This window comes from Oenococcus oeni, from assembly GCF_020510245.1.
GTDB lineage: Bacteria > Bacillota > Bacilli > Lactobacillales > Lactobacillaceae > Oenococcus > Oenococcus oeni.
Map to the genome: position 1 here is coordinate 1,372,202 of NZ_CP084701.1, position 23,113 is coordinate 1,395,314.

The following is a 23,113-nucleotide window of genomic DNA, read 5'->3' on the forward strand; positions in this document are numbered from 1 at the left end:
TTTATTCAATTAACTTTACTATCATTAAAAAACTTAATTAAAAATAGAGAATTTTACATCATTCCCGGCATACCGCCAGCATTAGGAGCAGCTGGAGCAGCTGGAGCGTCTTTCTTAGGAAGCTCGGCAACAACTGCTTCGGTAGTCAAAATCATAGCTGAAACAGAAGCGGCATTCTGCAAAGCAGAACGAGTAACTTTGGTTGGATCAACGATTCCAGCATCAATCATGTTAACCCATTCACCTGTCGCAGCATTGAAACCAACTTCTGGTTTTTCGCTCTTAGCACGTTGAGCAATAACCGAGCCTTCCAAACCGGCATTTTCAACAATTTGGCGTAAAGGCTCTTCTAGGGCACGAAGAACAATTCTTGCACCGGTAGCAACATCGCCTTGTAATGAATCAGCAACTTTCTTAACTTCAGGAATTATATTAACAAATGCGGTTCCCCCACCTGCAACAAAGCCTTCTTCAACGGCAGCACGAGTGGCATTTAAAGCATCTTCAATCCGATACTTCTTTTCTTTTAATTCGGTCTCAGTTGCAGCACCAACTCTAACAACAGCGACGCCACCAGCTAATTTAGCAAGACGCTCCTGGAGCTTTTCGCGATCAAAGTCCGAAGTAGTCGAATCGATTTCTTGACGAATCGACTTGATTCGATCAGCCAAAGCAGTCTTGTCGCCTTTGCCTTCGACAATTGTCGTTTTGTCTTTTGTGATAGTTACACGATTGGCTTGTCCCAATTGGTCAATAGTTACATCTTTAAGTTGTAAACCAAGATCCTCAGTAACAACCGTTGCACCGGTCAAAATTGCAATGTCCTGTAACTGAGCCTTGCGACGATCACCAAATCCAGGAGCCTTAACAGCAGCAACATTAAAGGTTCCACGCAACTTATTCAATACCAAAGTAGGAAGAGCTTCTCCAGTAATGTCGTCCGCGATAATCAAAAGAGAACGTCCCTGTTCGACAACGCTTTGCAAAACTGGCAGAATATCTTGGATGTTGCCAATCTTTTGGTCAGTAATCAAAAGATATGGATTGTCCAAATTTGTTTCCATTTTGTCATTATCGGTAACAAAGTATTGGCTCATATATCCACGATCAAACTGCATACCTTCAACGACATCCAATTCGGTCTCGATACCTTTGGACTCTTCAATCGTGATGACACCATCATGACCAACTTTTTCCATGGCATCGGCAATTAATTTACCAATTTCTTCATTAGCAGCAGAAATAGAAGCAATCTGTTGGATAGAAGATGAATCCTCAACTTCGTGGGAATTCTTGTTTAAACCAGCAACTGCGGCTGCAGTTGCTTTTTCAATTCCACTACGGATACCAACTGGGTTAGCACCAGCTGTAACATTTTTCAAGCCTTCATTAACAATAGCTTGAGTCAAAACAGTTGCTGTAGTTGTTCCATCACCAGCGACATCATTAGTTTTGGAAGCTGCTTCCGTAACAAGCTTGGCTCCCATGTTTTCATAATGATCGTCCAACTCGACAGCTTTCGCAATTGTGACACCATCATTGGTAATTGTTGGTGTTCCATAGCTTTGCTCCAAAACAACATTGCGACCCTTAGGACCGATCGTTGTCTTAACGGCATCCGCTAATTTATCGATTCCAGCTTGCATACGAGTGCGAGCATCTTCAGAAAAGCGTACTTCTTTAGCCATATATTACAATACCCCCAAAATATCTTTTTCGTGAACAATGAGGTAATCTTCCCCGTCGATCGTAACTTGAGAACCGGCATATTTATCAAACATAACTTTATCGCCGACTTTAACAGACTTGGGAGCTTTTGAATCTCCAACACTTGTCTCCGAAATTGCCACAACAGAACCCATCACTGGTTTTTCTTTGGCATTATTTGCAATTAAAATTCCGCCAACCTTTTCTTCTTCAGGTTGGTCAATACTAAGAACAATTCGATCGCCTAATGGTTTGATCATGTATGTAAAACCTCCTTTTAATTTGTTCCGCGTAAAATTATAACGCAATTGGTCAAAAAAGGTCAAACTTTTTGACAAAGTCTGACCTTTTTAAAATTAAATTGAATAATGCCTATTTGGCACTTTTAATGTTTTCAAAATTATCAACGAAATAAATCAAAGTCTGCATCCCGGTCGTTAAATCAACATGCTGGACCCTGACACTATTTGGAACCGTGATTCTAATCGGAGAGAAGTTTAGAATGCCCTTAATACCGGCATCAACCAATTGGTCGGTAACTTCCTGGGCGGATTTTCCGGGAACCGTCAGAATTGCAATCATAACATTTTCTTTATTTAATTCGCTTTTTAAATCGCCAATCGAATAGACCGGGATCGTTTCACCCTTTTCATTATCGATCTTCAGTTCCTTTTTCTTTGGATCGACATCAAATCCCATTACAATCTGAATGTTGCTTGAATGAACAAAGTTGTATTTCATCAAAGCTTGGCCTAAATTACCAGTTCCGACCACGGCAACTTTATTAAGCTTGTCCTGAGACAAAACCTTGCTAAAGAAATCCAGCAAAGCCGAAACATCATAACCGAATCCACGCTTTCCAAGAGCTCCAAAATAAGAAAAATCACGACGAACCGTGGCTGCGTCAAATTTGATCGCCTCGGAAATTTCTGTTGAATTGATCCGCTTTATGCCTGCTTCATGCAGCGAGGATAAATAATAATAATAAATCGGCAAACGTTGAGCGGTTGCGCGTGGTATCTGTGTATCAGCAGTCATAGTATATTCAAATCCTTTCATTGACCTAAGATATATTAATTGTAAACGAATTAGATAAAAAGATCACAAAAATTGTGAAATGCTCACATTCTTGCAAAATTTAAAGATGGATCAACATTCAAATCAAGTGGTGCAAATAATCTCTGTTTGTAATTAAGATAAGCAGCTGCACCGATCATTGCTGCATTATCACCGGATAATTTAATCGGTGCTTCCGTAAGTTCAATTTTATATTCTTTCGATAAATTTTCAAAAGCAGTTCGTAAAGCCAAGTTGGCAGCAACGCCGCCACCGAGCAATAGCTGCTTTGGTTGAAACTTTTCAATTGCCAATCTACTCTTTTCGGTAATTGCTTCAACGACTGCTTTTTGAAAACTTGCAGCAACATCGTTCCTATTGAATTCTTCTGAGACCTGTTCGTGATGGTGAACGTAGTTTAATACAGATGATTTCAAACCGGAAAAAGAAAAATCAAAATCGTCTTCGGTATGTGCAATTGGAAATTTAATAACAGCCTTACCGTGACCAGCCATTTCTTGAATTTCTTTGCCAGCTGGATATTTAAGGCCAAGAATCCGACCAACTTTATCAAATGCTTCGCCGGCAGCATCATCAAGCGTTGTACCGATGATTTGAAAAGTATTCTCTTTTTCCATCCAAAGTAATTCCGTATGACCTCCGGAAACCATAATTGCCAATGCCGGATAAACCGTTGCTTTGACAAAGTTGGCTGCACTGATGTGCCCGGCTAAATGGTTAACGGCAATAAAAGGTAAATGATGGACCATAGCAAATGTTTTCCCTGCCATCAGACCAACCAATAAAGATCCAACTAAACCAGGACCGTAAGTTGCTGCCACCGCGGACAATTGCCGTTCAGGATCATTAATACCGGCTTTTGTCAAAGCTTCTTCCGTTACGCGATTGATCCATTCTAGATGATGGCGGCTGGCAACTTCGGGAACGATTCCACCAAACCTTTGGTGGCTGGCAATTTGAGTGGCGACAACATTGCTGAGAATTGTATTACCGTTTTTAACAACTGCCGCACTCGTTTCATCGGCTGAAGATTCAAAGGCTAATATTATATCATCTGTTTTCTCATTCATAAGCACCATTCCATCTCAATTGCATCCTCATGATCATCATCGTAATAACTGGGCAATTCCTGTATCTCTTTAAAACCGAGCGTTTCATAAAGCTTACGCGCTTTTCTATTTGAACGGCGAACTTCCAAAGACAGAATTCCCAGATTGTTTTCTTTAACCAATTGCCCGGCAAACTTAATCAAGTAACTGCCAAGTCCTTTGTTTTGCCAAATCGGCAGCACGGCAATATTCGTAATGTGCAAATCATGTTGCCGTTTGCGATAAGAGATACCAATGAAAGCAATCGCCTGTCCACCAACATTGGCCGACAAATACAAATTGCCGCGGCCTTGATTGATTTCCGAAACAAAAGCAAATTGATTCCAAGGGGCGGAGCCGGTATAAACAGCCTCTTCAATCGCGACTAATTTTTTCGTATCTTCCAAATCGACCTGGCGAATCAAAATTTGTGTGTTGGCAATCTCGATCCGTCGTTCGCTAAAACCCTCGATTTTTTTAGACTTCAGAAACATATTTGCTATATTCCCCATCCTTCGCTTCCGGATGTTTCGCTTCCCAATTCATTTCGGCAGCTGTTTTTCGCAGGTAATTGGGAACAAAGTGATCAGGATCAATGACCGGTAAAAACAAAGCCGACTTTGCCAGAACTTTTGGATCGATTAAACGATTGGATTTCTGCTCGACAAATTTAAAAGCATTATCCTTGATTTCATTTTTGAACTCGTCGCCGCTTCCTTCTTCAAAAACAAAGCAGCTATTCTTTGGCAGTTGTTTTAGCAGCTTGGAAAAAACCCAGTGTTTTTCAGAAACTACAACTTTTCCCTGCTGATCATAAGCTGCGGCAAAAACGTTATGGTTGCGAGCATTAATCAGCGGTACTTTCAATTGACCGGCAGTAAGCTTTATTGAATCACTAATTGCAAAAAGGGTTGAAACCGCCACCAAATCGCAGGAAAGCTGACTGGCCAAAATTTTGGCAACCGTTGCGCCGATCCTTAATCCAGTAAAAGAACCAGGCCCGGCTGTTACCACTATTCTATCCAAATCTTTGTAATCCCAAGCTGCTTTTCTCATGAGTTCGGAAATAGCCGGTAAAATCTTCATCGAATGTGTTCTGGCCAGATCATGCTCATGATTATGAGCAAAAAAAAGGCCGGTTGTCGAATCGAAAATACCGACATTCAGCGTCGATCCGCTTGTATCAAAAGCTAAAATTTTCATTGTTCTTTATCATCATAGCCATTTGGATGTTTAGTCATCCAATTCCAGGCAGATTTAATTTCATCCTCAACGTTACTTAATTTAGGATCCCAGCCAAGTACTTCCTTGGCTTTTTTCGGGCTAGCAACCAAAGCGTCCGGATCACCGGCGCGGCGGGGGCCAATCTCAACTTTAAAATCAATTCCAGTCACCTTTTTGGCGGCACTGATTAATTGTTTATTTGACATGCCCATTTCTGTTCCCAAATTGAAACGATTGGATTTATTTTCTCGTTGCAAATATTCCAAAGCCAGAACATGAGCATCTGCCAAATCAACAACATGTACGTAATCACGAACGTTTGTACCATCAGGAGTATTGTAGTCATCCCCAAAAATAACCATTTTATCTTTCTTGCCCTGGGCGACCATTAAAATATTTGGAATCATATGCGTTTCCGGATTGTGATCTTCGCCAATTGAACCATCGGCCTTGGCTCCGGCAACATTGAAATATCGAAGGGCAACCCCTTTAATTCCATAAGCTTGATCGGACCAAGCCATAATTTGTTCCATCTGTAGCTTTGTCAATCCATAAGGATTAATTGGCTTTTGTATTTCATCTTCGGTAATCGGGTTATGTTTTGGAACTCCATATGTCGCAGCGGATGAAGAGAAAACGATCTTTTTAACATTGTGATCACGCATTGCTTCAAGCAAAGAAATCACACCGAAAGTATTATTGTCAAAATAAAAAAGTGGTTTTTTCATCGACTCGCCGACTTGAGTTAAAGCGGCAAAATGAACGACTGCATCAAAATCGTTCTCATCGAAAATTTTTTTAAGAGCTGTTTTATCGCGGACGTCGGCTTCATAAAATTTAGCCTGATCCGGAACCGCTTGGCGATGACCGGTCCAAAGATTATCCACAACTGACACCCGATCGCCGTGAGCAAGCAAACGATCGACAGTATGAGAACCAATATATCCGGCGCCGCCTGTAACTAATACATTCATTTTCAATCTCCCTTAATTGTCTCTGATAATGTTATCACTAAACTTCCGACCACTCAATTTCAGCTTGAGCATTAATCAGCGAATTATCCGATATTTCATGGACGCTATGCAAAGGACCGATAAATTGAGCCATCGAAACGACTGACTGGTTCAGCCGGATCTCTTTAACATATTTAATCAAAATTCGTTTCGGTTCATGCCTCAACAAAAAATTTTCCGCAACCGGGACTAAAAAGAACTTTAAATAATTGGAATTATTAACATGTTGATTGGTATCGATATCAAAATAATTCGCTTTAATTTCTTCGACCGAAATTGAAGCTCCGCTGAAACTTCGATCAAGATCGGCCGGCTTCTCCAGTCTCTCAAGACGATCAACGAGATTGCCTTTTAATGGATCCACAAATTCAGAGTCGATACTAACCAGACGGCGACGCTTTAAATCAATCATTGCCCACAAAGAATCAATATGAATTAAAGTATTTCCATCTTGATCGAAAAAATCAAAATCGCGAAAGGCAAAAAAACGATTATGTCTTTTTGGATCAGTCCTGATCTTGATCTTTTCGCCTAAATTCGGACGACGATTAATCTTAATATCATACTGTAATAAGATCCAACCATGATGAGCTTCGACCAAACGCTGCATACCGATTCCCATTTCAACAGTCTGCTTGGAACTGACCGAAATTGCCAATTCCGTGATCATCGGCAAAGAAAGTTTTGCTGTTCGATCACAATAGAAGTCCTCAATATAAAGTTCTTCGGAATAAATTTCAGACATCGTTTTTCTCCTTATGGTAAATTTTATAAACATCGGCTCTAATCAGGCCCAACAGCTTTGCAACTGCTTTAATAGCATCAATTGGTTTCGTTCCAGAAGCAATTCTTTCATCGATCAAATCGACAATTAACTCATCAGAAGGCACGATTGCTTCGTGAATTTTTTTTATCAATAAAACAAATTCTCCTCGCGGACGATTGCTTTTTATAAAATTCAGTGCTTGAGTAATATCACCACGATAATAGGATTCGAATTTCTTTGTTAATTCTCTTGCTAAAACAACCTTGGTTTTTTCACCGAATATTGCACGAACATTTTCCAAAGTTTTGCCAACACGAAATGGAGATTCATAAAAAATTAAAGTTGAGTCTAAGGGCATCAATTCTTCTAACTGTTTTTTCTGTTCGGAATCCTTTTTCGATAAAAAGCCAATAAAAGTAAATTTATCAGCTGGAAGGCCGCTTGCAATCAAAGCTGTGATCCCAGCCGAAGGGCCCGGCAGGCTGATTACATCAACCCCATTTTGGATTGCCGCTAAAACCAACTCATGACCCGGATCGGAAATCGAAGGCATTCCAGCATCCGATATCTGTGCAATATTGAGACCTTTTTTCAATTTATCGACTAATTCCGGTACCCTTTGGGCATAATTATGTTCGTGTAAACTAATTAAATCTTTTTTTATTTGGAAGTGTTGAAGAAGGATTCCTGAATGACGTGTATCTTCCGCAGCAATCAAATCAACTTCTTTCAGCGTCGAAACAGCTCTGATAGTCATATCATCAAGGTTTCCTATCGGCGTTGGTACCAAATAGAGTTTTCCATATTCACTTGTTTGAAAACTTTTCTGTTCCATTAACCATCCTTAAAGCTTCCAAAGTAAATGATTCAAGCATTGTCTGCCAGCTGACGGTAAATCTCGATCGTTGAGAAATTACCAGCCATCTATCCAAGATATCAGCCAAAACCGAATTGGGTGCCTTTTCCAATCTCATCGACAATTCGCTCGAGAGGGCAAGATTGAAAATATTCTGATGTTCATTCGTATCGACAAAATTCAACAAATCGCTTTGTACAAAAGCAAACGATTTTTCTTGACGATTAAATATTTCATCAAGCCACTCTGTAATCGATCTTTTCAAATTAATCGCAAAACCGTCTAGCAAAAGATCGTCTGCTTGGCTGATTGATTTACTAATCCGGCTGATAAAGATCGCTTCGTCTTCTTGAATGCCCTTATCGACTAATTGTTCACTAATTTCAGATTTTTTCTGTTTGGGAATATTAATTAATTGAACTCGTGACAAAATTGTCGGCAAAACCCGATTGCGGTTTCTAGCCTGTAAAAAGATATATTGGCGATCATAGGGTTCCTCGATAAATTTAAGAATCGAATTGGCAGCGGAATCGGTCATTTTATCAGCGTCATCAATTACGGCAATCTGGGGATGCTCCGATTTTTCGGCGAATATATCGCGAACCGTGCGCATCTGGTCGACCGATAACGTTTTTTTTCCTTCAGGAATCTTCACTTCGATTAAATTGGCATTTTCAAAAACATCGTCACCAGTTTTTTCCTGTAAAATTCGGCTGCTGATCGCAGCAATCAAATTATGTATTTCTCTTGGATCTTCACCAAGAAAAAGGTAAGCATGAGAAAGCTTACCCGATTCAATCAAATGCAAAAAAAAACGCTTTAAGTCATTAACTTTTGAAACTTGGTTTGGCATTAAAAGTGTTGAAAATCCTCGATCGCCTGAACAATAATTGTCGCTCCACCGATTTCAACTTCAATCGGTTGGCCAATCGTATCAATACTCATATCCAAACCAACCGGTGGAGTCACAAATTGTTTGCGTGTCTTGGAATGCTCCTTAATGACTCCGATTGTAGTATTGACTTCGTCATCTTTAACGGCAATCAGGAAAGTCGAATTCCCAGAACGTAAAAATCCGCCGGCAGAAGCCAAACGGGTCGCACGAATATTATGCTCGACTAGAGCATTGGCAACTGAAGAAGCATCCTTATCTTGTACAATTGCAGTAATAAGTTTCATATCCAACCTTTCAAACTTTCTTGAATTAATTGTAAAGCATTAATAGCTATTTTTTCAGGACTTTGTGTGGCATCAAGCACTTTTATCCGATTTGGCTGATCTTTGGCGAGCTGCAAATAGGTCTGACGAACCTTTTTATGAAAAACAAGTCGATCCTTATCCAAACGATTAACCTCATCACTACGATGCTTCATAATTCTTGCAATCCCGACTTCGCTTGGAAGATCAAGCAAGAGTGTTAAATTCGGTTGCAACCCATTGGTAGCAAAGTTATTAATTTCGCCGACAGCTTCAATTCCCAGTTCGCGGCCACCACCCTGATAAGCAATCGATGAATCAACAAAGCGATCCGACAAAACAATTTTTCCATCTGCCAAAGCCGGTTCGATTTTTTCCACCATATGTTGAGCCCGCGCAGCTGCAAAAAGTAGTGCCTCCGTTCGTCGATTCATTTCCGGATATTTCAGCCCCAGGACAATTTTTCGGATCGCCTCGGAAATTCTGACACCGCCAGGTTCTCTTGTTTCGATCAGATTATCGCCAAAAATATCTCTGAGAGCCGGCATTAAATTATCCAATAAGCTGGTCTTTCCGGCACCATCCGGTCCTTCTATGGTAATAAAAAAACCTTTTTTCATTTTCTAATTCCTACATCCTTCAAACGGACTTGACGCATCAGATAGGCCTGTTTATCTTTTGCCAGCATCGTTCTGGAATGAATAAAACGCTGGTTAACATGGCCGGACTGTAGGTTACGTTCCGTTTGAAGACAGGCATCGTAATCATCCTGTAAGCGACTGACTGCATCAATCAGGCTTTGATGAAAGAAATCGCTGTATGAAATTTTCTTTCCCCAAATCATATTTCCGTCCTCCCGTTTACTGCTTGTGTAAGTGTTAATTGATCAGCATAATCAACATTCGTGCCAACCGAAAGTCCACGAGCCAATCGAGTAACCTTAATTCCCGAAGGTCTGATCAAACGTGCCAAGTAAAGAGTTGTCGCTTCGCCTTCCGTTGAGGCATCCAAACCAATGATTACTTCTTTGACTTCTGAATGGTCAGACAGGCGCGTAATCAAACTAGTGATATTAATATCTTCCGGTCCCCGTCCCTCCATCGGCGACAAAACACCATTTAAAACGTGATAAAGTCCGTGATAATCATGAGTATTTTCAATTGCCATCTCATCTTGACTATTTTCGACAACGAAAATCTTGCTTTGATCACGGGACTCATCGCTGCAAATAACACAGGGATCATCATCTTTGGAGGTAATAAAACCGCAAATGCGGCAAAAAGTCAGATCGGATTTACTGGCTGACAGACTTCTAGCAAAATTCTTAACATCGTCGTCAGACATTCCCAATGTATAAAAAGCCAAACGAGTCGCCGATTTTCGGCCGATACCCGGTAATTTACTATAAGATTCAATTAATTTTGCAATTGCTTCCGGATACTGCATTACTTATTTTCATCCTTTACTTTGACAATATCACCAAATAATTTTTTCGCTTTATCGACAACATCACGATTTTCAGATGATTCGGCCGGTGTTGCTTTCGCTTTGGAAGTTTCTGATTGAGTCGAATTCGGCAGCTGTGTTTCCTGAGTACTTTTATCCTCAATTTTTGCACCGCGAAGTTTTAAAATATAATTTTTTCTTAGGGTCACCCAATCGGCTTCGCTGATAAAGACCAGCTGATATTTAACTCCAAGCAAATCGAGAAGACTTTCGGAAAGTTTTGCAACAAAGTCCGGCGTTCTGGCAGCCGCCTCGGCCAATTCAGGATGGTTGAAAGAAATTATAAGTCCCTTTTGACTGGCGGCAACCGGTTCGGAATTTTCTGCCAGCATTGCAACAGATTCATCGAAATCCGCAACGATATCCGGCCAGGCATCTTTGACAGCCTGCAGTTCGCTTTTAACCGCTGCCTCCATTACTTGCCACGCCGAATCGTCATCCGTTTTTGCCAAACTAGGGCTTTCAAGCGGTTCCTCATTTTGAGATGCCGGTTTCTCGGTTGACTCGGGCACTTGATTGCTCTTTTCGTTTTTTTCCGCAATATCAACCTGCGCCTGAGGATGATTGTCAAAGTCACTTGCCATGCTTTCTGCCGAGCTTGCATTGCTATTAACAAGCACAGCCGAAGAACTCATCTCTGTTTTCGCTGGCGATGGAGTCTGAGCTTGTATGGCTTTCTGATCGACTTTTTTTAAACGAGAAGCGATTTTAACGGCAAGAATTTCCAAATATAATTCAGGACGAGTTGTTTGCTTCATTTTCATTAAATTATCGGAAACATCGTCGATTGCCTGTTCGAAAACTGAATTAGAAAACTCTTTGGATAAATTTTCAATCTGATTAAAAGCATTTTCAGAAACCAACTCCGGTGCGATTTTAATCAACATTAAATTCTTCAAGAGAACCAGTAAATCTTCCGCGAAACGAATCGGATCTTTACCATCCAATAATAATTTGTGAATATCTTTAAAGGCTTTGGCTGTTTGTTTCTCCAAAACATGTTGCAAAAACCCAATTTGTTGATCGATTGGACTGGTGCCGGTTATTTTAAAAACGTCGTCTAATTCGACACGGCCGGTTTTTGTGATTGCAACTGCCTGGTCAAGAATAGAAAGTGCATCGCGCAAACCGCCATCAGAGGCGTTGGCGACTATTTTCAAAGCCGCCGGATCATAAGCGATTTTTTGATCATCCAAAACGAATTCAAGCCGCTTAACGATTTGGTCGACATCGATCCGATGAAAATCAAATCGTTGAACCCGGCTTAAAATTGTTGCCGGAATTTTTTGCGGTTCGGTAGTTGCTAAAATGAATTTCACCTGGGCCGGAGGTTCTTCTATTGTTTTCAAAAGGGCATTAAAAGCTCCCGTCGAAAGCATATGTACTTCATCAATGATATAAATTTTAAATTGATATTCGATCGGTGCGTAATTAGCAGCATCGCGAAGATTTCTAATTTCGTCGACTCCATTATTCGAGGCGGCATCAATCTCGATAATGTCGGAAAAACTTTCACGATTATTGTCGTCCGGGATTCCCTCGATCTCGCGAGCAAAAATTTTTGCAACCGAAGTCTTCCCAGTACCACGCGGTCCGGCAAACAAATAAGCGTGCCCGACTTTATTAGACTTGAGAGCATTTTCCAGAGTTTGTGCAATAACTGTTTGGCCGACCAAATCACTAAAAGTACGCGGCCGATATTGTCGATAAAGTGCTTTATACATTATTAAAATTCTAACATTGAGATAAAACAAAAACGAGCACAATACCTGACTAGCTTAAGGCTGCTACATTCCTGTCCTGACCTGATTCACTAGTGGCATCTGCCCGCTTCTATATTGTAACGAATTTTACAAAAAACTGTCAAAGAATGGGCAAAATAATTTTGCTTTCTTTTAAATCAACAGTATATTCCTGGATTTTTTGAGGATGCAATGTATATTGCATATCGCTGGCAAAAATAAACAAAACTATTTTCGAAGATGCTGTTAAACGATATATCGTTGGCTGAAGCAATAGCTTTAAATCAAGAAACTGATTCTCATATACCTGATTAACAATATTTGGTCCCTGAATATTTTGCAAATTAATGTGGCCGTTAGTAATCAGGTGCTCGTCTGTTTTTTTGGAATAAAAATCGCGTAAAGGAATCGCGTGATCCTCAAAATTAATCTTAAAATTACGGTTTAAAACAATTTTGGTAACTTTGCTGGAATGTTTCCCGGCATTCATTTCGACCAGAGCCGCTGTTAAAAGACCTGTCCGGGAATTTGTTTTAATTCTTAAATTTAATTGAATGCGCCCATTAATTGTCGAATCAGCGATTGTCGGTAAATTTATTTTTAAAAGGGAATTATCGAAAATTTCCTTAGCAGAATAAAAATCCTTCTCGTAATTTTCATAGTTTGAATAATGATTATGATAAATTTCTGTAAGATTATCTTTATAACTGGCCAGTTTTTCACCGGCTAATCTGGCTAAATTAAATTCACTTTTGCGTTCTGTTTGAGTCCAGTCGGACTGGCCATGCCAAATTTCCGGATCGATATTATCTTCGACAATGACTTTCGGAAGGGTCTTTTGAATAGAATTTTCCAATCCAAATAATTCATGAGTCAGCCAGGCGTTGCAAATATCAAGATAGTCAAAAGAACGAATATCATGGGGACTGATATGTTGTCCTTGATGAAGAATTACATTCACGCTTTGACCACTATGCTTCGATAATTTGGCAAGAATATTAAAAACATTTATCGGTTTAACATTCCAATCGTTTAAGCCATGGACGTATAAACAATCAATCTTGATTTTTTCTGCTTGATTTAAATAATTTCGTTGATCCCAAAATTCGTTGTAATTTCCGGTTTGGCGGTCTTCGGCCTTTTTCATTTCCGACAAACTTTTTTCAAAAATCGATTTAATTTTAAAAAACTGTGATCCATCAAACCAACGAGAAAAGGTATCCAAAGCCAAAACGTCCGCATCTTCGCCCTGAAATCCTCCCGGAGCAACTACCAAACCGTTTTCACGATAATAATCGTACCAAGAAGAAATCGCCGACTCGGAAATAATCGTTTTCAAACCAAGTGGATTACGAGTGGCGCAGGCCGTTGCGAGCGTGCCAAGATAACTTCGGCCAGTCATGGCAACCGACCCGTTTGACCAGGCTGCCCGAATCGAATTAGAGGCAGCTTTATCTGTAAATGCTAACCTGTGCCCGCTTAAATACTCAATTGCCGCACAACAAGCCGTTGTCTCATCGGGACCGCCAGATGAACGCAGTCCATCTGAACCACGAGTTCCCAAACCACCATAATACGCAACCGCAAAACCACGAGCCAAAAAATAATCGTTTAACGGAAAGGTCGACGCGCCGGTCTTACTGCTTCTTTTAAAAGATTCTTCCTCAATGACTTCTTGTTTTTTTAAAGCCGGTAATTGCTTTTCGGTCTCGGACGAACTGCCAATTTGAAAATTAAAATCGTCTTTAATCGATAAATCTCCTTCTGGGCTGTGAACATCTTCCTGCATATCATTTGTTCCGTAAAAATAGGGATTGGCCGTCAAAATTACCGGAACTTTAAAATCGGCAACTTCCTTTTTTGGTCGGCTAATCGTCAATAAAAGCAGATCATTTTTCCGATCTTGATCTGTGTCGATTCGTGTATCGATATATACCCTTTCATGAAGAAGATCTTTTTTCTGAAAAACTGCCAATGATTTACCGGCAAAAAAGAGTGGTTTTGGAATTTTATTGGCAAAACTTTCGATCAAAAAGCCATCGCTGACTAAATTATCAATCAAACTTAAACCGTTCGCTGATCGGAGAATCAAAGCATTAAAAAGAAAATCGGCCAAATTAGTCGAATCGATCTTCACTGCTGACAAAACCTGTTGGCCACTGTCGATCAAGAATTGCTTCCCACTGCCAAAATCAATTTCCAAACCCAAATTAAAATCAAGTAATTGATCTATCACTAAATAAAAATCTTCAGCCGAAATCGACTGGAAATCTCTTTCCAAATAAGTTGATAAATCATTTTTCCCGTTAACTAAAATTGCTTTTTCTGCTTCTTTTTTAGCTTCAAAAGAGTGACAATTGGGAAACATTCGCTTAAAGAAAATTTTCAAATTATCATGAAAACTATTTTCAAAAAAACTATCATCAAATAAATTAATTCTCTTCAATTCATCAAAAGGATCAAAAAAAGAATCATCAGTAAAAGCATTGTATTTAAAATTATTTTTCAAAACATCATTCCTTTTATTTAATGATTTAAGTATAGTGAAAACTAGATAATTAGCATAATTTTAAACTAATCATGCTTTCTAACCCAGGCTTTTCGCCCTTCTTCGAGCAAAATCATTGGTAGCGGAACACAGGCCAGAAGAAGCCACTCAAGCGGTTTTAGAGGGGCTGTTTCAAACAAATTCTGCAAAAAAGGAACGTACATTAATACAATTAAAAGTAAAATTTCGAAGAAAATCCCAAAATCGACATGGTGATTGGAAAAAATCCCAATTTTAAAGACTGAAATTTTTTCCGTCCGGGCATCAATTGCAGCCGAAATCTGAAAGAAAACAATTGCTGCTAAGGTCATCGTTGTCGCTTCACGATAATTTGCCCCGGAGGAAACAAGTGCTTGCCCAGGCCAGCCAAGTGTCCAGTTAATAAAGAAGTACGCGGCGGTCGAAATAATTGACCCCCAAAGTCCATACCAGCCAAAAGCTTTGACTAAAAGATTTTTTGTTAACAAGTGGGCCTTGCGATCCCGCGGCGGCTGTTCCATGACGCCAGCCTCGATCTTCTCGGCTCCCAAACCCAAAGCCGGCAACATATCGGTTCCGAGATCAACCGTTAAAATCTGCATAACCGTTAGTGAAAGCGGAATAATTCCTCCGGAAAGCAAGAACAAAACCGACGGAATGGCTTCCGGCATATTAGAGTTCAAAATATAAAGCAGGAATTTTTGAATATTGGAATAAACCGCTCGTCCTTCTTCAATCGCTGATACGATCGAAGCAAAATTATCATCGGTTAAAATCATATCAGCAGCATCTTTAGCAACATCAGTCCCGGAAACACCCATTGCAACACCGATATTGGCTTGTTTTAAAGCAGGAGCATCATTCACTCCATCACCGGTCGAAGCAACGATATGACCCATCGATTGAAGAGTTGTGACAATTTGATATTTTTGTTCCGGAGCGACCCTTGCAAAAATAATCTCACCGCTAAGGGCTTTCTTCAATTGATCGGTATTCATCCGGCTGAGTCTCTCTCCGGTAACAACCTGCACCTTTTTTGATACCAATCCAATTTTCATAGCTACCGACTTGGCCGTCAGTTCTGAATCACCGGTTACCATAATAATCTTGATTCCGGCTGAATGAGCCTTTTTAACTGCCTGATAGACTTGTGGACGAGGTGGGTCTGACATTGACGCCAGGCCAACAAAAATTAAATGTTCTTCCGTATTATCAATTTTGTATTCTTTTGGATCAACCTTATTATCAGTCTCGCGATAGGCAAAAGCCAAAGAACGCAGACCATCGCTGGCATATTTTCGATTGGCATCGAGGATTTCTTTTTTATCGTTTTCCGTGATCGAACGAACTTTTCCATTATCTAAAATTCTATCGGTAACTTGAAGAACAAAATCCAAAGCCCCTTTCGTAAAAATAACCCTTTTATTGTCAGCAAGTTGATGAATGGTACTCATTCTTTGACGACGAGAATCAAAGTGAACTTCGTGAATTCGAGGCATTTTCTTTTTCAAAGCAACAAAATCGATTCCTGATTTTTCAGTCAAAATCGTCAAAGAAGCCTCGGTAGGAGTGCCAATTATTTTCGGACTGTCTTTTAAAGATTTTGGTGCTTGAACTTCTGTGTCGTTATCAAGACTGGCAATTTTAATTAATTGTTCTAAAGATGAATGTTCACTTAAAACAACCGGCTTGTTTTTCTCCCGAATTTCACCATTATTAATGTAGCCTTCGCCCGAGACCTCATATTCGGATTCTTTGGTCCAAATATGATTAATCGTCATCTGATTCTGCGTTAAGGTACCGGTTTTATCTGTCGCGATAACCGTTGTTTCACCCAGGGTCTCAACCGAATTAAGATTCTTAACCAAGGCATTTTTATGAGCCATCCGTTGAACAGCTTGTGCCAAAGAAAGTGTGACTGTCGGTAAGAGACCTTCCGGAATAAATGCAACAATCATTCCCAAAGAAAATATAAAGGACTTGGCAATTGGATTTTTAACCAAAAAGACGGCAGCGAAGAAAAAGACAACTCCGATCGAAATGGCAATGATTGACAACTGCCGAGTCAAACGATTCAGTTCGATCTGCAGAGGGGAATCAACCCGTTTAGCTGTCTGCGTTAATTGGGCAATTTTTCCAAACTCTGTTTTCATGCCGGTTGACAAGGCAATTGCCAAACCAGTTCCAACGGAAACAGTCGTTCCGGCATATATCAGATTTCCGTAAGCAAACTTGCCCTGCCCTTTTGAATAGTCGGGCGATTTACTGATAAGTGTCGATTCGCCAGTTAGTGCTGATTCGTCGACTTGCAATTCATCAGTTTCGATCAAACGAGCATCGGCCGAAATTGAATTGCCAGCCTGTATCGAAAAAATATCTCCCGGAACCATTTTCGTTGCTTCAATTTTTGTTAATTTTCCGTCGCGATAGACGCTGGCATATGTTGGGAGCATTTTCATTAAAGAATCAGTTGCTTTTTTAGCAGCGAATTCCTGCCAGAACGAAAAAAGGCCGTTTATAACGTTAACAGCCCAAATAGCAATTCCCAGTTCGGTAATTCCGGCAAAAATCGCAATAATACCGGATACCCAGAGCAAAATTGCCATCATGCTGCTAAAAGATTTAAAAAAAGTTTTTATTTGAGATTCACCGCGTGCGCGGGTAATAATATTTGAACCGAATTTTTTTAATTTTTGTTCGGCCTGCGATTGTGTAAGACCGTTCTTGTTCGAATCCAGTTGCTTGTATAACTCTTTTAAATCGATTTCAGCAAAATCTTTGTCATCCATATTAAATTAAAACTCCTCAAACAGTAAAGACTATCGCTGCTAATAATAGATACCAAAATGAGACAATTTATCGAGATCAGTATTCAGCTACATTATATATCTCTTCCAGGGAATGGATTCTTTCAATCAACAATGCAGTTCTGCTTTCTTATTGATTTTTTCTTAGCTTTCTGAAAAAATCCTGCATTAAATTAGCCGATTGTTTGGCCAAAACATCCGGATATACCTCGACAAAATGATTTGAGCGACTATCTTCCAACAAATGATAAAGTGAAGAAACACCACCAAATTTCGGATCGGCGGCTCCATAAAATAATCTTGGAATTCGACTTTGAATGATAGCTCCACAACACATAACGCAGGGTTCGATAGTCACGAATAAGGAGCAATCATTCAAACGCCAGTCACCCAGAGAACGATTAGCCCCTTCGATTACTAATTTTTCGGCATGAGCCGTAGCAATTCCGGATTGTTCTTTTCGATTATGGTCGGCTGCAATCACTTGGTTATCTTTAACCAAGACCGCCCCAATTGGGACTTCTCCTTCATCAAAAGCCGTCTGGGCCTGCTTTAAGGCCAATTGCATGAATTCTTCAGTCATTGATTGATTGTAAGACATAGTAACCTTTATTGCGTTTTAGAATTTCGACATTTTCAAATGTATTTTTAAGATTCCTTTCGGCTGAAGGCGCTCCCTGCTTTTTCTGGAGAACAGCTAAAATTATGCCTCCGTTGATTAAATGCTTTTTACTTTCTACAAGCATTTTGGTAACAACGGTTTTCCCGGCTCTGATTGGTGGATTAACAATGATCGCTGCGTAACTGCCAGTAACATTTTCATAAATATTGGACTGAAAAACATTCGCTGAAAAATCATTCAGTTCCAAATTATTTTTTGCCAAATTTAAAGAACGCTGATTGACATCAACCATATCAATCTTCAAATCTGGCTTAAGCGCTTTGAGACTGATACCGACTGGTCCGTAACCGGTACCGAGATCGAGAATTTTTCCGTCTGGAAGTTCTTGAAAATGGCTATGAATAGTTTCCAAAAGAACCTTCGTACCAAAATCCACTCTTAACTTTGAAAAAACACCGGCATCTGTTTTGAAAATAAGTTCCCTGCCGGCAAAATTAAAATTAATTGTATGCAAATCATGTGCCGAAGTCGGCTGATTTGTAAAATATTGTTCCTGTTTTTTATTCATCGCTCGCTATTTCAAACAAAGTATCGGTTGCAATTACTCGATCTCCAACATTGACATTAATTGAAGAAATAATCCCGGTCGTTTCACTCAATATTTCGTTTTTAACATTATTAACACTCAATGTGCCAATAACATCACCAGCATTAACCTTCTCTTTTTGCTTAACTTGAATATCAGTAATTCTGCCTGCAACCGGAGCCAGAATTCTAATCGATCTTTCTTCTTTCATATCTCTTCATTATATCCTGAGGAAAATTGAAATTAAGAGACAAAAAAACCGCTTAAGCGGTTTTAAAAAAATCTTAAATTACTTAAGGGTAACAGTAGCGCCGGCTGCTTCGAGCTTTGACTTCAAGTCATTAGCATCAGACTCGTTCAAGTCCTTTTTAATAACTGATGGTGCACCGTCAACCAAGTCTTTAGACTCTTTTAAACCAAGGCCGGTTGCGTCACGAACGGCCTTAATAACACCGATCTTAGCCTGTCCTGGTTCAGTTAACTCAACATCGAATGAATCTTTAGCTGCAGCATCGTCGCCAGCAGCGCCGGCTGCTGCGACTGGAGCAGCAGCCGAAACACCGAATTCGTCTTCGATTGCCTTAACTAAGTCGGCTAAATCGAGGATTGAAGCTTCTTTCAAAGAAGCGATAATTGCATCTTTATCAAATGCCATGTTTTTCCTCCAATATGCAGATTAATTCTGCGCTTTATTTGTTTTCAGTAGTCGAAGCATCGGATGCTTCAGCCTTTGTAGATTTTGAATCGTCACTAGCTGTTTCCTGTGCTGGAGTCTCAGTTGTTTCACCATCTGCTTCGCGCTTTTCGGCAACAGCTTTAACTGCGTACATAAAGCTGCGGAGCGGTGACTGGAATTCGGCAAGTAATTGCTGGAGCAAAGTCTCCTTGGAAGGCAATGCAGCATAACGATTAATTGTGTCAAGATCCGCAACTTTGCGATCGATGACTCCACCTTTTAATTCCAAAGCATCAGCAGTACCACTGAATTTCTTTAAAATTCGAGCAGGGGCAACCACATCCTCTTTAGAAAAGGCAATTGCTGAAGGTCCCTTGAACAAATCATTTAACTCTTGGTAACCAGCTTTTTCAGCTGCACGAGTTAAAATCTTGTTTTTGATAACCTTGAGTGAAACGCCTTCGTCACGAAGCTGGGCCCGCAAATCATCAGCCTGGGCAACAGTCAAACCACGCACGTCAGCAACAACCGCCGATACGGAATTTGAAAACATATCAGCAACTTCGTCAACTTTTTGAGCTTTGACTGCAATCGTTTTTTCGCTCATGAGATATCCTTTCCGTAAATAGTTCTACACATAAGAAAACCGCGCAATAGACGCGGCCATAAAAAAGCTTAGCTTTCCTCGGCAGGAATTACACCTTACGGCAACCGACGTCTTAGGTAAAAACGATATTTACTTTAATGATGATACACAAAACGACTCGATTTCTCAAGTCGTTCGGAAAATACTTGCTAATTATAATGAAGAAACATCAAGTTCAACACCAGGTCCCATTGTTGAAGCCAAGTGAGCACTTAATACATAAGTTCCTTTAACAGTGCTTGGACGAGCGCCAAGAATCGTTGAAGAAACACTTTTGATATTTTCAGCTAACTTATCACTATCAAAAGAAACTTTTCCAACCGGAACGGCAACATTACCATTTTTATCAGTCCGGTAAGTTACTTGACCACCCTTGGCATCACTAACGGCTTTTGTAACATCCATCGTTACAGTGCCTTCCTTAGGGTTTGGCATCAGGCCTTTAGGACCCAAAGCGCGACCAACTCGACCGACTTTGGCCATTTGATCAGGAGTTGCGATTGCAACATCGAAATCAGTCCAACCGCTCTGAACTTTTTGGATCAAATCATCAGTACCAACGAAATCAGCACCGGCTTGAGTAGCATCTTTGGCTTTTTCACCATCGGCAAAAACAACAACCGTTTTTGGATTACCAGATCCATTCGGCAAAACAATTGCACCACGTAATTGTTGATCCGCTTTAGTTGTATCGACATTTAAATCAAATACAACTTCAACATTGGAATCAAAATTGGTAAATGAAATATCTTTTACCAAAGTTGCGGCATCGACAAGTGAATACTTTTTGGAATGGTCGATTTTCTCGGCGGCAGCTAAATATTTTTTACTGTGTTTCTTAACCATTATTCAGCGCTCCCTTCCGCTGGAGTATCAGTTGCATCAGCATCTTCATCATCTTTTTTGACCGTAACGCCAGCTTCGGCAGCAGCACCTTCAGCTTCAGCTTCAGCTTCGGCTTCGGCAATTTCAGCACCGGTTGCCAGACGGGCAGCACCTTGATCAAGGGATTTGCCATCAACAAGAAATCCCATTGAACGAGCCGTTCCCTTAACAATGTTAATAGCTGCTTCAAGGCTGCCGGCATTCAAGTCAGGCAGCTTGGTCTTAGCAATTTCTTCAATTTGTGCTGAAGTCACGTTAGCAACTTTCAAAGTATTCGGTTGTCCCGAACCTTTGTCGACCTTAGCTGCTTTCCGTAATAAGTCAGAAGCCGGTGGGGTCTTTAATACAAAAGTGTATGAACGGTCTTCGTAAACCGAAATTACGACTGGAACGATTGATCCCACCATATCCTTTGTCTGTGCATTAAAACTCTTGGTAAATTCACCAATATTAACACCAGCTTGTCCTAAAGCTGGTCCAACCGGTGGGGCTGGAGTAGCTTTAGCGGCTGGAATTTGTAATTTAACAATTTTTACGACATTTTTTGCCACGATAATGTCTCCTCTCATAAATCTAGCGGTGGAAACGTAGCCGTGACGCTACTTCCGCACATGATCGTTTAAAACATGCAGAGTTAATAATACGCTGACTTGATAATTTAATCAACAATAATCAGTGGAAAATCGTCGACAACAAAAGAACCATTAATAATCCAACTACGGAAATCAAAGTCTCCAATACAGTCCAGGTTTTCAAAGTTTCTTTAACATCCAAATCAAAGAATTCCTTGAACATCCAGAAACCAGCATCGTTAACATGGCTGGCAGCTAGCGAACCGGCACCGATAGCCAAAACAACAAATGCCGGGTTAATAGCTGTTTGCGAAGCTACAATCGGAGCAACAATACCAGCTGAAGTCATTCCGGCAACAGTCGCCGAACCAACTGAAACACGAATTATTACAGCAACCAACCAGGCAAACAGAATCGGCGACATTGACGAGTGAGCAAAGGCCTGAGCAATTGTGGTTGAAATTCCACCGGAAGTCAGGACACCTTTAAAGGCAGCTCCACCACCAATAACCATCAGCAAATTCGCAATCGATTTGATAGCATCGGTTAATGTATTATTAACATCTTTAATCGAACGCCCCTGAAGCGGTCCCATTGACCAAAGAGCAAACAATAAAGCAATTACCATCGCAATTAAAGGATTGCCAAGAAAAGCAATGATTTTCTGAAAAGTTGTTGGATGAAGCAGATAACCTTTTTGGTCCGCAGTTCTCATTGCCTTCCATGCAGCATCACCGATCGTACCGGTGTAAACCTGTTTTCCACCATTAACAACCATCGTAATAATTGTTGTAATAACCATAAAGATAACTGCCATCAAGGAAGTCAAAATAGAAATTCCAAATGACGGGGTATCCTCTAATTTAAATTCCTTAACTGTTCCCAAAGCGTCTAGATGCTTGGTAATTTTAAAAGCTTTTGGTACATATTTTTGGGCTATTCTCGTAAACACAGGACCAGCGATAATCATCGCCGGAATTGCCACGATAATTCCATAAATCAAGACCATTCCCATGTTGGCACCAAGAAGATTGCTGACCGCCGTCGGTGATGGTTGAGGAGGCAGAAAGCCTTGGGCCGCCGACAAGGCGGTCGCCATTGGAATACCCAAATAGAGCAAAGGAACATCGGCTTCCAAGGCGATCGTAAAGACGATTGGAATCAAAACAACTAATCCAACTTCAAACAGCAGGGAAATTCCAATAATAAACGAAGCAAAAGCAACCGCCCATTGGAGCCTTTTCCGTCCGAATTTAGCAATCAAAGTTTTGGCAATTCGATAAGAACCACCGGAATCGGAAACCAAGCGGCCGATCATAGAACCAAATCCGAAGACAACAACCAATTCGCCCAAGGTTCCACCAATTCCGTTTTGTATTGCCGCAGCAATCCCGGCCGGATTCATTCCCAAAGCGAAAGCAACAATAATTGAAACAAGGATCAAAGTAACAAAAGTATTGATTTTAAATTTTAAAATCAAAGTTAAAAGTAAAGCGATTCCTAAAACTAAAATCAGGAAAGGCCAAATATTAAACCCGTTAACCAGCCAAGAAAAAAAGCCGGTTTTCGGATCGACAGTAATAGCTGCAAGTGACGACATATTTCCTCCAAAATCC

Annotated in this window: 24 protein-coding genes, 1 other RNA gene and 1 pseudogene; all 26 read right to left on the minus strand. The window is 40.3% G+C overall.

Annotation, left to right across the window (positions count from 1 at the left end; genetic code table 11):
• Positions 1-53: 53 nt before the first annotated feature.
• Positions 54-1,688, minus strand: coding sequence for a chaperonin GroEL (gene groL / locus J3U91_RS07225; protein WP_002820778.1), 1,635 nt, complete (start codon positions 1,686-1,688; stop codon positions 54-56).
• A gap of 3 nt (positions 1,689-1,691) precedes the next feature.
• Positions 1,692-1,967 carry a GroES family chaperonin gene (locus tag J3U91_RS07230; RefSeq protein WP_002820779.1) on the minus strand — a complete coding sequence of 92 codons (276 nt, stop codon included), beginning with the start codon at positions 1,965-1,967 and terminating at the stop codon, positions 1,692-1,694.
• Between the two features lie 112 nt (positions 1,968-2,079).
• Positions 2,080-2,745 carry a redox-sensing transcriptional repressor Rex gene (locus tag J3U91_RS07235; protein WP_002820780.1) on the minus strand — a complete coding sequence of 222 codons (666 nt, stop codon included), beginning with the start codon at positions 2,743-2,745 and terminating at the stop codon, positions 2,080-2,082.
• Between the two features lie 83 nt (positions 2,746-2,828).
• Positions 2,829-3,854, minus strand: coding sequence for a tRNA (adenosine(37)-N6)-threonylcarbamoyltransferase complex transferase subunit TsaD (gene tsaD / locus J3U91_RS07240; RefSeq protein WP_002820781.1), 1,026 nt, complete (start codon positions 3,852-3,854; stop codon positions 2,829-2,831).
• The gene (gene rimI / locus J3U91_RS07245) at positions 3,851-4,366 is read right to left on the minus strand and encodes a ribosomal protein S18-alanine N-acetyltransferase (RefSeq protein ID WP_002820782.1); all 516 of its coding nucleotides are present in this window, start codon (positions 4,364-4,366) and stop codon (positions 3,851-3,853) included. The genes tsaD and rimI overlap by 4 nt, the downstream gene beginning before the upstream one ends.
• The gene (gene tsaB, locus J3U91_RS07250) at positions 4,350-5,075 is read right to left on the minus strand and encodes a tRNA (adenosine(37)-N6)-threonylcarbamoyltransferase complex dimerization subunit type 1 TsaB (RefSeq protein WP_002820783.1); all 726 of its coding nucleotides are present in this window, start codon (positions 5,073-5,075) and stop codon (positions 4,350-4,352) included. Before tsaB ends, rimI begins: the two co-directional genes overlap by 17 nt.
• Positions 5,072-6,070, minus strand: a complete 999-nt coding sequence (gene galE, locus J3U91_RS07255; protein ID WP_002820784.1) for a UDP-glucose 4-epimerase GalE — start codon at positions 6,068-6,070, stop codon at positions 5,072-5,074. The genes tsaB and galE overlap by 4 nt, the downstream gene beginning before the upstream one ends.
• Positions 6,071-6,107: 37 nt before the next feature.
• On the minus strand, positions 6,108-6,854 hold the full coding sequence (locus tag J3U91_RS07260) for an acyl-[acyl-carrier-protein] thioesterase (protein ID WP_002826696.1): 747 nt from the start codon (positions 6,852-6,854) through the stop codon (positions 6,108-6,110).
• Positions 6,847-7,710, minus strand: coding sequence for a 16S rRNA (cytidine(1402)-2'-O)-methyltransferase (gene rsmI, locus J3U91_RS07265; protein ID WP_002816830.1), 864 nt, complete (start codon positions 7,708-7,710; stop codon positions 6,847-6,849). Before rsmI ends, J3U91_RS07260 begins: the two co-directional genes overlap by 8 nt.
• A complete protein-coding gene (locus J3U91_RS07270; protein WP_002816831.1) occupies positions 7,682-8,584 on the minus strand; it encodes an AAA family ATPase in 903 nt (300 codons plus the stop codon). Before J3U91_RS07270 ends, rsmI begins: the two co-directional genes overlap by 29 nt.
• Positions 8,584-8,910 carry a cyclic-di-AMP receptor gene (locus J3U91_RS07275; RefSeq protein ID WP_002820788.1) on the minus strand — a complete coding sequence of 109 codons (327 nt, stop codon included), beginning with the start codon at positions 8,908-8,910 and terminating at the stop codon, positions 8,584-8,586. Before J3U91_RS07275 ends, J3U91_RS07270 begins: the two co-directional genes overlap by 1 nt.
• Entirely contained in the window at positions 8,907-9,548 is a 642-nt protein-coding gene (gene tmk / locus J3U91_RS07280) for a dTMP kinase (protein WP_002820789.1), read from the minus strand. Before tmk ends, J3U91_RS07275 begins: the two co-directional genes overlap by 4 nt.
• Complete coding sequence (locus J3U91_RS07285; RefSeq protein ID WP_002820790.1) at positions 9,545-9,772, minus strand: hypothetical protein; 228 nt, start codon at positions 9,770-9,772, stop codon at positions 9,545-9,547. The genes tmk and J3U91_RS07285 overlap by 4 nt, the downstream gene beginning before the upstream one ends.
• Positions 9,769-10,374: a recombination mediator RecR gene (recR, locus tag J3U91_RS07290; RefSeq protein ID WP_002820791.1), complete on the minus strand. Its 606-nt coding sequence runs from the start codon at positions 10,372-10,374 to the stop codon at positions 9,769-9,771. Before recR ends, J3U91_RS07285 begins: the two co-directional genes overlap by 4 nt.
• The gene (gene dnaX / locus J3U91_RS07295; protein ID WP_002820792.1) at positions 10,374-12,158 is read right to left on the minus strand and encodes a DNA polymerase III subunit gamma/tau; all 1,785 of its coding nucleotides are present in this window, start codon (positions 12,156-12,158) and stop codon (positions 10,374-10,376) included. The genes recR and dnaX overlap by 1 nt, the downstream gene beginning before the upstream one ends.
• A 20-nt stretch (positions 12,159-12,178) precedes the next feature.
• Positions 12,179-12,274: signal recognition particle sRNA small type (gene ffs / locus J3U91_RS07300), an RNA gene on the minus strand.
• Between the two features lie 23 nt (positions 12,275-12,297).
• The gene (locus tag J3U91_RS07305; RefSeq protein ID WP_002820793.1) at positions 12,298-14,685 is read right to left on the minus strand and encodes a Xaa-Pro dipeptidyl-peptidase; all 2,388 of its coding nucleotides are present in this window, start codon (positions 14,683-14,685) and stop codon (positions 12,298-12,300) included.
• A 65-nt stretch (positions 14,686-14,750) separates the two neighbouring features.
• Positions 14,751-17,492 carry a cation-translocating P-type ATPase gene (locus J3U91_RS07310; protein ID WP_002820794.1) on the minus strand — a complete coding sequence of 914 codons (2,742 nt, stop codon included), beginning with the start codon at positions 17,490-17,492 and terminating at the stop codon, positions 14,751-14,753.
• Positions 17,493-17,640: 148 nt separating this feature from the next.
• Entirely contained in the window at positions 17,641-18,111 is a 471-nt protein-coding gene (locus J3U91_RS07315; RefSeq protein ID WP_002820795.1) for a nucleoside deaminase, read from the minus strand.
• Complete coding sequence (locus tag J3U91_RS07320) at positions 18,086-18,700, minus strand: class I SAM-dependent methyltransferase (protein WP_002820796.1); 615 nt, start codon at positions 18,698-18,700, stop codon at positions 18,086-18,088. Before J3U91_RS07320 ends, J3U91_RS07315 begins: the two co-directional genes overlap by 26 nt.
• Positions 18,693-18,929, minus strand: coding sequence for an acyl-CoA carboxylase biotin carboxyl carrier protein subunit (locus J3U91_RS07325; RefSeq protein ID WP_002816842.1), 237 nt, complete (start codon positions 18,927-18,929; stop codon positions 18,693-18,695). The genes J3U91_RS07320 and J3U91_RS07325 overlap by 8 nt, the downstream gene beginning before the upstream one ends.
• Before the next feature lie 78 nt (positions 18,930-19,007).
• Positions 19,008-19,373 carry a 50S ribosomal protein L7/L12 gene (gene rplL / locus J3U91_RS07330; protein ID WP_002820797.1) on the minus strand — a complete coding sequence of 122 codons (366 nt, stop codon included), beginning with the start codon at positions 19,371-19,373 and terminating at the stop codon, positions 19,008-19,010.
• Between the two features lie 34 nt (positions 19,374-19,407).
• Positions 19,408-20,001, minus strand: coding sequence for a 50S ribosomal protein L10 (gene rplJ, locus J3U91_RS07335; RefSeq protein WP_002820799.1), 594 nt, complete (start codon positions 19,999-20,001; stop codon positions 19,408-19,410).
• Between the two features lie 192 nt (positions 20,002-20,193).
• A complete protein-coding gene (rplA, locus tag J3U91_RS07340; RefSeq protein ID WP_002820800.1) occupies positions 20,194-20,886 on the minus strand; it encodes a 50S ribosomal protein L1 in 693 nt (230 codons plus the stop codon).
• 173 nt (positions 20,887-21,059) lie between these two features.
• Positions 21,060-21,476: pseudogene (gene rplK, locus J3U91_RS07345) on the minus strand (50S ribosomal protein L11); the annotation flags it as partial.
• 121 nt (positions 21,477-21,597) lie between these two features.
• Positions 21,598-23,097, minus strand: a complete 1,500-nt coding sequence (locus J3U91_RS07350) for a gluconate:H+ symporter (RefSeq protein ID WP_002820802.1) — start codon at positions 23,095-23,097, stop codon at positions 21,598-21,600.
• Between the last annotated feature and the right edge of the window lie 16 nt (positions 23,098-23,113).

Coding starts and splice junctions, on each gene's coding strand:
- J3U91_RS07325 (WP_002816842.1), bottom strand. CDS start 18,929: ATGAAAGAAGAAAGATCGATTAGAATTCTGGCTCCGGTTGCAGGCAGA.
- recR (WP_002820791.1), bottom strand. CDS start 10,374: ATGCAGTATCCGGAAGCAATTGCAAAATTAATTGAATCTTATAGTAAA.
- tsaD (WP_002820781.1), bottom strand. CDS start 3,854: ATGAATGAGAAAACAGATGATATAATATTAGCCTTTGAATCTTCAGCC.
- rimI (WP_002820782.1), bottom strand. CDS start 4,366: ATGTTTCTGAAGTCTAAAAAAATCGAGGGTTTTAGCGAACGACGGATC.
- J3U91_RS07275 (WP_002820788.1), bottom strand. CDS start 8,910: ATGAAACTTATTACTGCAATTGTACAAGATAAGGATGCTTCTTCAGTT.
- tsaB (WP_002820783.1), bottom strand. CDS start 5,075: ATGAAAATTTTAGCTTTTGATACAAGCGGATCGACGCTGAATGTCGGT.
- J3U91_RS07270 (WP_002816831.1), bottom strand. CDS start 8,584: ATGCCAAACCAAGTTTCAAAAGTTAATGACTTAAAGCGTTTTTTTTTG.
- J3U91_RS07315 (WP_002820795.1), bottom strand. CDS start 18,111: ATGTCTTACAATCAATCAATGACTGAAGAATTCATGCAATTGGCCTTA.
- tmk (WP_002820789.1), bottom strand. CDS start 9,548: ATGAAAAAAGGTTTTTTTATTACCATAGAAGGACCGGATGGTGCCGGA.
- J3U91_RS07350 (WP_002820802.1), bottom strand. CDS start 23,097: ATGTCGTCACTTGCAGCTATTACTGTCGATCCGAAAACCGGCTTTTTT.
- J3U91_RS07320 (WP_002820796.1), bottom strand. CDS start 18,700: ATGAATAAAAAACAGGAACAATATTTTACAAATCAGCCGACTTCGGCA.
- groL (WP_002820778.1), bottom strand. CDS start 1,688: ATGGCTAAAGAAGTACGCTTTTCTGAAGATGCTCGCACTCGTATGCAA.
- J3U91_RS07230 (WP_002820779.1), bottom strand. CDS start 1,967: ATGATCAAACCATTAGGCGATCGAATTGTTCTTAGTATTGACCAACCT.
- J3U91_RS07310 (WP_002820794.1), bottom strand. CDS start 17,492: ATGGATGACAAAGATTTTGCTGAAATCGATTTAAAAGAGTTATACAAG.
- rplJ (WP_002820799.1), bottom strand. CDS start 20,001: ATGAGCGAAAAAACGATTGCAGTCAAAGCTCAAAAAGTTGACGAAGTT.
- dnaX (WP_002820792.1), bottom strand. CDS start 12,158: ATGTATAAAGCACTTTATCGACAATATCGGCCGCGTACTTTTAGTGAT.
- rplL (WP_002820797.1), bottom strand. CDS start 19,373: ATGGCATTTGATAAAGATGCAATTATCGCTTCTTTGAAAGAAGCTTCA.
- rplA (WP_002820800.1), bottom strand. CDS start 20,886: ATGGTTAAGAAACACAGTAAAAAATATTTAGCTGCCGCCGAGAAAATC.
- J3U91_RS07235 (WP_002820780.1), bottom strand. CDS start 2,745: ATGACTGCTGATACACAGATACCACGCGCAACCGCTCAACGTTTGCCG.
- J3U91_RS07260 (WP_002826696.1), bottom strand. CDS start 6,854: ATGTCTGAAATTTATTCCGAAGAACTTTATATTGAGGACTTCTATTGT.
- rsmI (WP_002816830.1), bottom strand. CDS start 7,710: ATGGAACAGAAAAGTTTTCAAACAAGTGAATATGGAAAACTCTATTTG.
- galE (WP_002820784.1), bottom strand. CDS start 6,070: ATGAATGTATTAGTTACAGGCGGCGCCGGATATATTGGTTCTCATACT.
- J3U91_RS07285 (WP_002820790.1), bottom strand. CDS start 9,772: ATGATTTGGGGAAAGAAAATTTCATACAGCGATTTCTTTCATCAAAGC.